The organism is Fusibacter sp. (genome assembly GCF_057447755.1).
This window is the reverse complement of sequence record NZ_JBVBZF010000102.1, coordinates 1-11,344: the sequence shown is the minus strand read 5'-3', so window position 1 is coordinate 11,344 and position 11,344 is coordinate 1. Positions and strand designations below refer to the sequence as shown.

Annotated in this window: 9 protein-coding genes; 4 read left to right on the top strand and 5 right to left on the bottom strand. The window is 35.8% G+C overall.

The window, feature by feature from the left end; all coding sequences use genetic code 11:
- The first annotated feature begins 101 nt into the window (after positions 1–101).
- From AC220I_RS12290 to AC220I_RS12280, 3 genes are all read left to right on the top strand, one after another.
- On the top strand, positions 102–638 hold the full coding sequence (locus tag AC220I_RS12290; RefSeq protein ID WP_486724133.1) for a cob(I)yrinic acid a,c-diamide adenosyltransferase: 537 nt from the start codon (positions 102–104) through the stop codon (positions 636–638).
- A gap of 61 nt (positions 639–699) precedes the next feature.
- Positions 700–1,584: an ADP-ribosylglycohydrolase family protein gene (locus tag AC220I_RS12285; RefSeq protein WP_486724132.1), complete on the top strand. Its 885-nt coding sequence runs from the start codon at positions 700–702 to the stop codon at positions 1,582–1,584.
- 189 nt (positions 1,585–1,773) lie between these two features.
- Positions 1,774–2,658, top strand: a complete 885-nt coding sequence (locus AC220I_RS12280; protein WP_486724131.1) for a metallophosphoesterase family protein — start codon at positions 1,774–1,776, stop codon at positions 2,656–2,658.
- 48 nt (positions 2,659–2,706) lie between these two features.
- On the opposite strand, the gene AC220I_RS12275 is transcribed toward AC220I_RS12280, so the two are convergent.
- Both AC220I_RS12275 and AC220I_RS12270 read right to left on the bottom strand, forming a co-directional pair.
- On the bottom strand, positions 2,707–4,539 hold the full coding sequence (locus AC220I_RS12275) for an HD-GYP domain-containing protein (protein WP_486724130.1): 1,833 nt from the start codon (positions 4,537–4,539) through the stop codon (positions 2,707–2,709).
- Positions 4,540–4,740: 201 nt separating this feature from the next.
- Entirely contained in the window at positions 4,741–6,111 is a 1,371-nt protein-coding gene (locus AC220I_RS12270) for a hypothetical protein (RefSeq protein WP_486724129.1), read from the bottom strand.
- A gap of 181 nt (positions 6,112–6,292) precedes the next feature.
- Here AC220I_RS12270 and AC220I_RS12265 point away from each other — a divergent pair, with 181 nt between their 5' ends.
- Entirely contained in the window at positions 6,293–6,481 is a 189-nt protein-coding gene (locus AC220I_RS12265; protein WP_486724128.1) for a DUF4250 family protein, read from the top strand.
- Positions 6,482–6,509: 28 nt separating this feature from the next.
- On the opposite strand, the gene AC220I_RS12260 is transcribed toward AC220I_RS12265, so the two are convergent.
- The 3 genes from AC220I_RS12260 to AC220I_RS12250 form a co-directional block, all read right to left on the bottom strand.
- Positions 6,510–8,807 (bottom strand): EAL domain-containing protein, encoded by a 2,298-nt coding sequence (locus AC220I_RS12260; RefSeq protein WP_486724127.1) that lies wholly within the window; start codon positions 8,805–8,807, stop codon positions 6,510–6,512.
- Between the two features lie 382 nt (positions 8,808–9,189).
- A complete protein-coding gene (locus AC220I_RS12255) occupies positions 9,190–10,131 on the bottom strand; it encodes a cation diffusion facilitator family transporter (protein WP_486724126.1) in 942 nt (313 codons plus the stop codon).
- 211 nt (positions 10,132–10,342) lie between these two features.
- The gene (locus AC220I_RS12250; protein ID WP_486724125.1) at positions 10,343–11,143 is read right to left on the bottom strand and encodes a MetQ/NlpA family ABC transporter substrate-binding protein; all 801 of its coding nucleotides are present in this window, start codon (positions 11,141–11,143) and stop codon (positions 10,343–10,345) included.
- Positions 11,144–11,344: the final 201 nt, after the last annotated feature.

The following is an 11,344-nucleotide window of genomic DNA, read 5'->3' as shown; positions in this document are numbered from 1 at the left end:
TTTTTTACATTTCATGGTATTAATAAAGGCGCTTTAGGGTATTTATAGGATACGCAACAAAATGAAAGGAGGCCATAAAGAAATTTATGGGTTGAAATAATATGAAAATTTACACAAAAACAGGCGACAAAGGGCAAACCAGCCTATACGATGGTACAAGAGTTTCCAAGTTTGATATTCGTGTAGAAAGTTATGGCACCATAGATGAACTCAACTCAAACTTAGGTGTTTCAAGACAATTTTGTGAAAACGAAGAAATTAAGGATATTCTCTTAAAAATCCAGCGCAAACTCTTTAACGTCGCTGGAGAACTCGCAACTATAGACGGTGCCAACTTCCCAGAGAGAGTCACTGAAGAAGATATTGTCTGGCTTGAGCATCTTATTGATCACTTTTTAGATCAAATGAATCGAGATGAAGTTTTTCAATTCATCATACCTGGAAGCAATAATTTTAGTGCGCATATGCATGTGTCCAGAACGGTTTGTAGACGTGCTGAAAGACGGATATTGGAGCTTTCTACCCACGCTGAAATCAGACCTGTCTTGATAAAATTCGTGAATCGATTGTCAGATGCCATCTATACCATGGCACGTTTTTCAGAGACAGATTTGATACTTGTTGAATTTATGAAATAGATTGAGTCAATATTAATTGGGTAAATTATGAATAGACAACATATGAAAAGGTGGGATTTCAATGGAACGATTAAAAGGAATGCTATATGGCTCATTTGTTGGCGATGCTTTTTCACTTAATGTTCACTGGGTATATGACACAGACAAATTAATGATTGAAGCTCAGACGCAAAAAGATTATGTTGATCCTTCTAAGAACTTATTTCACGCTCATAAGCATAAAGGCGATTTTACCCATTATGGTGATCAAAGTTTATTGCTATTAAAAAGTATTTCTGCCAACAAGGGTTTTGATTTAGACATATTTCAAACACATTGGTTAACTTATATGCAAAAGTATGAGGGTTATCTTGACCATGCCACAAAAGAAAGCTTACAGCTACTTGATCAATGGAACCATCGAGGTTCATCTTCAGATGAGCTTGGTGGCTTCTCAAGATGTTTTCCCTTAATTTTTTACTATTTTGATGACCCAAAACTCCACGATTTTGTGGAGCGTCAAACCCGAATGACACATGATGATGAAAATCTTATTCGGATCAGTCACTTTTTAACAGATTTAGCACTAGAGCTCATCATCGGAAAGCCAATTCATCAGAGTATTGATCTCTTGCTTGAAAAGTACACTGAGTTCAAAGATGTCTTTGATCGAATCAAGGCTCATTTACAAGATGATTCCGTGACATTTGTCAAGGATATCGGACAAAGTTGCACCAGTGAATACGCTTTTCCTGCAGCTATGTACATCATCTTAAAATACGAAAATCAATTTGACGAAGCCCTGAGAATTAATAATCTTTGCGGTGGCGACTCTGCAAGTAGAGGCATGGTAATCGGGGCCATACTGGGCCTCATTAACGGATTTCATGCCATCCCAACTCACTTGATTGAGCATTTAAACGAAAGATCAATCATTGAGAGCTTTAGCGAATATAAAAGACTATAAATGAAACGGATATGCATGCTTAATTGAAATCAACCCCTTTCCGCCTCTATTTGCAATAGTTTTGGTTAGGGGTTATAATTTTTTTATCATGACAATGTTACTTACGAAAACACGTTTTAATGAAAATGGGTATATACCTTTATTTCCAGTCTAAATTATGCAAAAGGAGATGTATCTACAATGTTCACAATGCAACGATTAAATTCGGCTTATGCAAATGCCCATAGAGTACCCCTAAGCGATAAATCAAAATTTATCCTCTTTAGCGATGTCCATAGAGGTGATAACAGTTTGTCTGATGAATTTGCCCATAATCAAAACATCTATTATTTTGCGCTTCAGCATTACTTTAATGCAGGATTTACCTACATTGAAGTGGGTGATGGTGACGAACTTTGGGAACATAGTAAGTTTGATGTCATTCGATATGCCCATAGTGATGTCTTTATGCTGCTTCGTGATTTTTATTTATCAGATCGCTTCATTATGCTCTATGGTAATCATAACAACACTTTTAGACACACACACACCACTCAACACAACCTCTTTCATTTTTATGATGAGTACGAAGAGTTTTTCAACCAACTCTTTCCAAATATAGATGTCCATGAATCCGTTATTCTAGAAAACAAAGAAGCAGACCAAGAAATTTTTATCGTTCACGGCCATCAAGGTGATTTTATAAACGATCAAATTTGGCCAGTCATGCAGTTTCTGAGTCGACACTTTTGGCGTTATCTTCACATTATCGGCTTTAGAAATCCTGCAAGCCCCGCCAAGAATGCGCATAAGCGACATAAAATCGAAAAAAACTATACTAAATGGATCGAACAAACACAAAAGATACTCATTGCAGGACATACGCATCGGCCAAAATATCCTAAGACTTACGAGTTACCATACTTTAACACCGGTTGTTGTATACATCCTAGAAACATTACTGGTCTTGAAATCGAAAACGGTGAAATCGCCATGATTGAATGGCGCATTCTACCAAATGAAAATGGTACCCTTGAGATCAAGAGAAGGGTTGTTAGAGGCCCCCAACCTATTGAAAATTTCATGCTTAGATAAAAAAAGTCTCTGTTTAGAATTATAATCTAAACACGAGACTTTGTTTTTTTATAAAACATCATATTTCATCTTTCTATAGAGTGCTTTAAAGCCAGTTTCATGGTGTATTAGGCAATCGATAATTTCAGGATCGAAATGTCTACCTCTGCCCTCTTTAAGAATAGACAAGGCTTCTTCATATGCAAGCGCACTCTTATAGGGTCTTTCGGATGTCAGCGCATCAAAGACATCTGCAATAGCAACAATTCGAGCGGCAATTGGAATTTTTTTACCCACCAGCCCCTCTGGATATCCTGTGCCATCATATTTTTCATGATGATATCGCGTGATGTCCATGGCAATTTTAAAAAAGTCTGTTCGATTAAAGAATTTGGATGAAGACATATCCTTTAAAATTTTGTAGCCTATATTTGCATGGGCCTTCATGACGTCAAATTCTTGGTCTGTCAGCTTTCCAGGTTTATTGAGGATGCTATCCTCTATACCGACTTTTCCAATATCATGAAGTGCACTGAATTTAAAAATTTGTTCGATGAAGTTTTCATCGATTTCCTGAATGTAGCATTTGTCTTCATATAAGGCTTCTGCGATAAATTTTGCATATTGACTCATTCTATCAATATGATTGCCCGTTACATGATCCTTGGACTCTACAATACCTGCAAAACCCTTTATCGATGCTAAGATCAACTCATCATAGACAAAACTCTTTTCAAAGGAAATCGCAAGTGCATTCGCAATACTAGATAAAAAGTGAATATGATTGATATTATAGGCATCCTTTTCAACAGATGAAAAGAAGATAACACCCACAACTTTATTTTCCACTGAAAGGGGGATGGTTATGCTCGAACGCAAGCCTTCTGCAAGAATAAGACGCGTAGATTCAGAGTGAGGCTTGTTTTTTAAATACTCGCTAAGGTCATTTAATATTCGATATTCATTGTTTCGAATAACATCAGAAATTGAAGATTGAGAAAGATATTCTTGATAATTTCGGCCCAATATAATGGGATGATCTGCTTTTGCCCTTGTTGCAATAATCTTTTTGCCATCATCGCTTATAATGGCAATACCTATACGATTATAAGGAATAAAAGGCTTACATGCTGTAAATACAAATTGAAGGACCTCATCAAAGCCGTTTTGGGCATATATGCGATCATTCAGATCATTGATTACACTGATTTTATGTGTATAGTTGTTATAATGATTTGCTAGCTCTGACAGCGCATTTTGACCACTTATCCTAATATCGGTATACTCAAGTGCATTGGATTCAGTCTTCTTTTTTAGGTCCGCTGTAAAATCGCGTATGGGTTTGAGTACATCCATTTTTATAATGAATAATATGGCGAGAATTGCCAGGATAACACCTATGGTAATCAACCATGAAATATATTTTATGATGAGATTCGTATGTCTTATTTCATTGACGACAGTTTGTTTGACAATTGAATTCGTTGCCTGCACTTTTTCAATTAAGGACACCATGTCTTCAATATGAACTGGATCAAAGTTCTGCTTAAACCGCATGGCTGATTTTAATTTTAGGTATTCTTTATCAAACTGGCTATAGATTGTCTCAACTTCAACAAATTGATTTTCGATAAACCGTTCTCGAATGGTATCAATATGATCAATCCTATCATTGATTTGGTCTTCATAAAAAGCTTGTTTTGAGGGCTCAGCAAAATAAGCATAATAAAACTTCTGAATATCATTCATGGAATTTTGAGTGTCGATCGTCATGCTTACAAGCTGATTATGGGCCACAACATCCTTATTTAATGTTGAACTTCCAAAAAAACCAATGATGAGCATTAAAAAAATACAGCCCATAACTGTAATAATCTTTGTTTCAAACTTTTTAACCTTCATAGACTACACCTCGTTAATTTACATTATCATTATACCCCAATCCTGAGATAATAAAAGCCCCAAAAAGTGATTAAATAACAAATATAATCACATCACTTTTCAAGGCTCGATTTAATTTGAATAATCATGATTTTAAACGAATAAAAGGCCTCCATGCAAAGAGGCCTTTTTAGGGTTTAAATTATATTTGAGGGTAGACTACTAATATTGTCCCAGCATCATATTGATGATCATCTCTTGATTGTCTAATAGGTAATCTAAAGATCCAATGATTTGCTGTTTTTCATCTTCTGGTAGCACATCCGCCTTTGTCTTGATGTCTGCTATTGTGCCTGTGAATGCATCACTCGCTAAGAAACCCGACAAACCATTTTGAATAAGATCTTTTAAAACTTCTTCAGAGTAGCCCGAATCTGTAATCATATTTTTTACAGAAACAGTATCTTCAGCTGCAAAGGTCTCATCAAACTTAACGTCCTTACCATAAGCGTTGTAAGTAACTGTTTCGTCAACCAAGATACCGTTTGCTTCTGCTTTCATTTGATATTGTCTTAAGTTGTATTTTTTATCAATTGCAAATGCCATATGGTAATTGAGATTTACATTTTCTGCAATACTAACATCCGATTGAATTGTCTCATAAGTAGAAATCAACTCATCAAGCATGTCGTTCCAGTTTGCATCAAAATCATTTGTAACATTGTCAATGACCGCTTGAACATCTTCTGCCTCAAGGTTCATAAGTTTGTAATCTTCTGATTCTAATACTAGATTTAATGCCTCAAGTGCTTTCTTTTGAACGAGTGTTTTTACATTTTGATCATCCTTTAGCGTTTTGAACATTTGTAAATAAAGATCAATGATCTCATTGAATTCAATGTCCATTTCCAAAAGATCACATTTTAATACGGTGCCATCTTCCAGTGTTACATCCACTTTACCATTTGCTTTTAAATCTGCTAAAAATAAACGAATCAAGTCTTCATACTTGGCTTTATCTTTAATGATCGCTTGGTAGTCAGCATCGTTTTCTACATCGAGTAAATCAATGTACTTATTCCATTCAATCGTTGATAAATCAATACCTTCTTCTTCTTTAACCAAGTCAAAGAGTTCACCCTTATTAATCGTAAACGCCTTGCTATACATTTCAGGCATACGATAAAAGGCTTGCTCATTTATGTATCCCAATTCTAAAGATAAAAGCTTGTTCTCGCCATATTGAATACCAATATTTTCATAGAAATTCAATTGCTGATTATCTAAGTCTGCTCTGAACTTAACTCGACCGTTAAAGTTGAGTTCTTCAACTATGCCCTTCACGAACAATGCCATTGCCTCTGGATCTGTAGACATATAAGCTGTCATTTGATTTAAAGCCTCATCATCCATGCTGAAACTTCCTTTTACAGATGCATCAACAGCGTCAGACTTGTTTTGAGTTGAAGCATAGAGTAAGTAGTTAACCGGGTCTTTCTTGATTGCATAGCGCTTTGCCATAGGATAACCGATGCCTGCAGCGACTATGCATACCGCCAAAGCGATAATTGCAATAATTACTTTTTTATTCATGTTGCCTCCTTAATTTTAAATACTCTAAGAGTATAGCATAATTTTGTATTGAAATAATTAAAAGTGTCTTAAAAATTAATGCTTTTTTTGAAAAGCGCAAGCATTCTTGTTCTTTAATGAATTTTATAGTAAACTTCACTTATTAAAACACAATTTGTATCATTTAAGAAAGGAGCCCCTCATGTCATTTGAATTGCCAAGCGATCCATACATCTGCATCAGTTTACTCAACATGAAACTCAGAGATCAGTATCCTTCATTAGTTGACTTGTGTGAAGACTTAGACCTTGATCTAGATGAGCTAATCACAAATTTAAAGGACCATAGTTTTAACTATGATCCTGTAACCAATCAATTTAAAGCCTTATAATCTGCATGACGCTAATACCACTCTCGTTTTATTTATTTTCAAAGTCATTTACATATTTCAATAGTGCTTTTTCAGAAAGGGGCTTTGCAAAGTAATAGCCTTGATAACGATCGCAGTTCAGTTCCCTTAATATTTTAAACTGACGTTCAGATTCAATCCCCTCTGCAACAACAGTCAGATTTAACAAGTGTCCAACATTGATCATTAATTGAACCAACCCCTTCATTTTGTCACTCTCGCCAATGGTGTTGATAAAGCCCTTGTCAATTTTAATGACATTTACAGGCAGTTCACCAAGATGCTTGAGTGATGAATAGCCCGTTCCAAAGTCATCTAACTCAATGTGAATACCAGCATCTCTAATCGTATGTAGATTTGACTGCACGCCTTCTAGATACTTCGAGATCGCTGTTTCAGTGACTTCAAATGAAAGTCCCCCACTGCAAAGATTAAATTCTTTGGCAATCCCAATAAGATTTTCGACAATTTGCTCACTTATGATGTCAAGAAATGATACATTGACAGAAAGGTTTAGGGACCTGTTCAAGGTCTTGTTTAGCTTTGTAATGGTTTTACAGCTCTCATACATAACGATCTGATCAATTTCATTAATAATCCCAAGGTCTTCAGCGATTGGAATAAAGACATCTGGCGGAATGTTTCCAAGCTCAGGATGCTTTAAGCGCACAAGTGCTTCTACACCTACAACATGACCCTTCTCTATTTGAGGCTGATACATCACAGTGAACAAATGCTCTGATATCGCCTTAAATAAGTAGTTAGAGACCTTTTTAATGTAAGATTTATCATCAAAGTAGGCACTAATAAAGCCTTGAAGCTTGGAAACGATTTTCTTATCAATACAATGCTGATATGTCATTTCAACATGCTCCATAATCTCCTCAATGGAAAGGCCCTCTTCATTGATACAATACGGAAACATCAAGGATATATTGATGTTATAATTGCCAATAAAAATGTCTTTTTTATACAAATCAATCAGTTTCTTAACATTTTGACGAATTGAATTCATATTTTCTGGTGTATTTTCAATTAAAATACCAAACACGCCTGCACGAATATGACTATAGGTGATAACGTCGTCAAAGTTTTCAGAGATAAAGATTCCAAGCTGATATTGAATAATTGCTGCAATTTTACTGCCGTAAGTCATGGCCAATCTGTTAAAGTCATAAATGGCAACATATAGAATAATCAATGAAGTTTTAGAATTTTGTATAACTGCCTCAACAAAGTAATCTTCATTTAAAAATCCGGTTACTGGATCGTGAAACGCATAGAATTCAACCTTTTCTTGCTCTATCTTTCGTTGGTTGATATCCAAAAGTGATCCAGTTATTCTCATAAGGCGTCCAGATTCATCTTTTTCACCGATGGCATTTATCTGTGCCCACCTTAATACATTATCCTTGCACAGAATTTGAATTTCTTCAGAAAATCGATCCTTTCCACTCCAAGGTAATACGGATTCAAAATACGACCTTACACTCCCGCCATTTTCGCCAATTCTATCTAAGAAAGAGCTGGTCACAAGATTGTTTTCGCTTGATGGGAATCCTAGTATTTCACAAAACCGATTTGATACAAACCAAACCTTTGTCACAGGATAATAATCAAAAAAGCCTTCAGCACTTGCCGTAATAACACGACTATATCGCTTTTCACTCTCCTCAAGCTTCCAGCGGTATTCATTGAGTTCATCATAATTAGACTGTAGGGCTTCCTCAGTGGCCGCCATTTCTTCATAGAGTGCTCTAATTTCTTCATTTTGAGCCTCTAAATCTGATTTTGACAACAAGAGTGCATTGATATAGCCCTCGTTGGAAATTTCTTTTTTTATAATACTGCTCAATAACAAAACAAGTAAAATAAACTGAATCACAATTAAAATAGAGTATCTTTGAGATTCGACCACCTGTCCGTACTCTGGCGAAATTATAATGCTTAAAATTAAAATCAATATACTATTAACAGCTGCAATCAATAAGATTGAAAAATAGGCAACATTTTTATTGGATTTAACCAGCAAGCGCTTCATAAAGAAAGTACTCGCAATAATTGAGATTCCGAGAATAATATATAAAAACAAATAGGTGCGTTTAAGGATCATCAAATAAGCCAGCATGACCAAAAAGCTGACACTACCTGCAAGCGGGCCATAAAATAAGGTTGACAATGTAATAAGGGCAAAACGTCCATCGTCGACATTTGTTAGGCCAAGCATAGAAATAAGTGCAATTGCAAACAAACCCCCAAAGCCATGTAAGAGCCCATGAATAAGCTGTGAATGCTTTTCAAATTTCAAGCGCCACCATTTATAACTTATATAAGTCGTGAAGATATATAAAAACAAAAAACTATAAATTAAAAAAGAGTAAAGTATAAAATAGATTCCCGTCATAAAGATCACTTCCTATGATTTATGCTTCTAGTTTAATTTTACCCTTTTCATATTAACTTAAGCGACTATTTAAGATTTAAAACCACTGAAAAGTAGGCACTGACTTCTATTTCAGCCTGTAATTCAATATCTAACAAATTCCATTTTACAAACCTTAAATCAGGTCACGTCATTCTTAGTAACTCTAATATAAGTTCATATTATAAGACTTACTCAATATAGGCTTGAACTTTTTGACATCACAACTTGGCCTATAAATTATATTTTTATACTTTATCAAGATTCATTAGAATGTATTAATTTCATAATGCAAACCATTTTGAGCCTCTTCTTCACTATAGGGTTCTATGTGTATGGTCACAATACTGTTTTCACCGAACTTTTCTTTTAGAGCATCTTCTATATCAGTGGCAATATCATGTGCCTCTGTGATATTCATCTGTGGATTCACCATGATGTGAAACTCAATTGCCGCCTTATTGCCAAGCTTTCGCGCCCTAACCTCATGAAAACCGATTACAGAAGTTTGTTTTCTTAAAACTGTTTTGATCCATTCCATGTCTTCTTTTGCCAGAGAAGTTTCAAGCAATTCATTCATGGCAGGTAAAAAGATTTGTATAGCAACTTTGACGATGAAGACACTCACAAATAGAGAAGCGATTGGGTCTAGAATTGCCCATTTTGCACCTAAAATAATTGCGCCACCGATACCAATCGTTGTACCGATTGATGAAAAGGCATCTGACCTGTGATGCCATGCATTTGCCTTAACTGCGCCACTGTTGATTTCATTTCCCACCTTTATGGTATACCTAAACAACAATTCTTTACCGATGATTGATATCACTGCCGCAAACAGGGCAATCACACCTGGTTGATGTATGGTCTCACCATTGAAAACTTTTAAAATATTGTTAAGGCCCGATTTGAAAATGCCAAAGCCTGCCACCAAAAGGGCTATACTAACCATGACGGTCGCCAAGGTTTCATACTTGTCATGTCCATAATTATGGTCATGATCTTCTGGCTTCTCAGTGAACTTAAAACCAATAATAACAATAATATCTGTCATAAAGTCAGAGAAGGAATGCACACCATCTGCCACCATGGCATTACTTCTTCCTAAAATACCTGCCGCCAACTTCATTACCGTTAAAAATGCATTTGCCCAAAACCCAACAAGTGTTACTCTTTTAGCCTGCTGGCTTCTCAACAGTTCCTTATTCATTAAATCCTCCTAGATTGTTCAAAACTTTATACAAAAAAAGACCTATGTCCAAATACTTGGCCCATAGGTCGTACCCACTGCAATTGCCCGAAAAACTTCTGCCTTACTGGAAAATAATAGCATACTCAATTCAATGCGTCAAGTCATTAATTTATACCCCGCATCATGTCTAATTAACACCTGCAATTATTAAACAATCTTTATATCTAATCTAGTTGAAGGCCGGCACAACGCCACCTTCATATTTTTCTAAGATAAAGTTTTTAACTTTTTCTGAGTGAAGTGCTTCAATCAAAAGCTTAATGTCTTCGCGATTCTCATCTCCATTTCTAACCGTGATAATATTTGCATAAGGTGATTCAGCGCCTTCAAGGATAAGCGAATCCTTAGCTGGGTTGATGCCAGCTTCAATCGCATAATTTCCATTGATTACAGCAGCATCGACATCTTGAAGAACTCTTGGTAATTGCGCTGCTTCAACAGCTATAAATTTTAATTGCTTTGTATTCTCGATGATATCTTTTTCTGTTGCTTCAAGACCAGCAGTTTCACTTAACTTGATCAGGCCATTTGCTTGTAACAAAATTAAAGCACGACCACCATTTACCGCATCACTAGGAATCGCGATTGTTGCGCCGTCTGCCAAAGCATCAAGAGCATCCAGTTTATCAGAGTAAAGGCCAAGTGGCTCAACATGAACAGTTCCAGCTGATATTAATTCTAAACTGTGGTCTTTATTGAAAGACTCAAGATAAGGGACATGTTGGAAAAAGTTTGCATCGATTTCACCGTCATTTAAAGATAAGTTAGGCTTTACGTAATCAGTGAACTCTACGATTTCAAGTTGAACGCCTTTAGCAAGTAAATCTTCTTTTACAAGGTTTAATATTTCCGCATGCGGCACTGGCGTTGCGCCTACTTTTAAGACTTTAAGGTCTGAAACTTCTTCTTTTTTTGCACAGCCCGAAAATACCAATGCCACAACAGCCAATAATAATATCCATTTTTTCATAATTTTATGCCTCCTATTTTCTGCTTTCAATAATTTTTATTGATCTACAACACACTTATGGTTGCAATTCTATTTCGATATAATGTTGAATAGTATCTATCTTTTTTACGCTCTTATCTTAACTTATATTGTCTTATCTTATCTCGTCTTATCTTATCTTGTCTGGCTTAACTTGCGTGCGATGGCATTGCCTGTCGCCTG

Bases quoted from the DNA above. Each gene is read 5' to 3' on its own strand.
- AC220I_RS12290 (WP_486724133.1), top strand. From the start codon at position 102: ATGAAAATTTACACAAAAACAGGCGACAAAGGGCAAACCAGCCTATAC.
- AC220I_RS12285 (WP_486724132.1), top strand. From the start codon at position 700: ATGGAACGATTAAAAGGAATGCTATATGGCTCATTTGTTGGCGATGCT.
- AC220I_RS12280 (WP_486724131.1), top strand. From the start codon at position 1,774: ATGCAACGATTAAATTCGGCTTATGCAAATGCCCATAGAGTACCCCTA.
- AC220I_RS12275 (WP_486724130.1), bottom strand. From the start codon at position 4,539: ATGAAGGTTAAAAAGTTTGAAACAAAGATTATTACAGTTATGGGCTGT.
- AC220I_RS12270 (WP_486724129.1), bottom strand. From the start codon at position 6,111: ATGAATAAAAAAGTAATTATTGCAATTATCGCTTTGGCGGTATGCATA.
- AC220I_RS12265 (WP_486724128.1), top strand. From the start codon at position 6,293: ATGTCATTTGAATTGCCAAGCGATCCATACATCTGCATCAGTTTACTC.
- AC220I_RS12255 (WP_486724126.1), bottom strand. From the start codon at position 10,131: ATGAATAAGGAACTGTTGAGAAGCCAGCAGGCTAAAAGAGTAACACTT.
- AC220I_RS12250 (WP_486724125.1), bottom strand. From the start codon at position 11,143: ATGAAAAAATGGATATTATTATTGGCTGTTGTGGCATTGGTATTTTCG.